1 protein-coding gene is annotated in these 254 nt (G+C 72.4%); it reads right to left on the bottom strand.

The features are described from left to right. A partial coding sequence (locus tag SB717_RS37775; RefSeq protein WP_410908288.1) for a hypothetical protein occupies positions 1–254 on the bottom strand: 254 nt, incomplete at both ends.

Here is a 254-nt window from a genome sequence, read left to right as displayed (position 1 = left end):
CGATGAGCGGTGGATGCGCGAAGTAGTGCTCCTGCACGGGAGCGAAGGTGGCATCCCGGCGCGCCAGCGACTCCGCGGCGTCGGGCGTGTCGACGGTCAGGTCGGCGCCGAACAGTTCGGACGGGTCGGGGGAGATCGCTTCCCACTCGGAGAACGGGAGCGTCGGCGTGACGAAGGCGGGTGGCCGGTGGCCCGGGAGGGTGCTGAGCTGCACCGTGAGCCGGATCGCCCGTCCGATCGGCTCGCCGGCCGTC

Source organism: Priestia sp. SIMBA_032 (assembly GCF_046535215.1).
GTDB lineage: Bacteria > Bacillota > Bacilli > Bacillales > Bacillaceae_H > Priestia > Priestia aryabhattai.
Note: the sequence above shows the minus strand (reverse complement) of the source record. Positions and strands in the feature narration are given on the sequence as shown.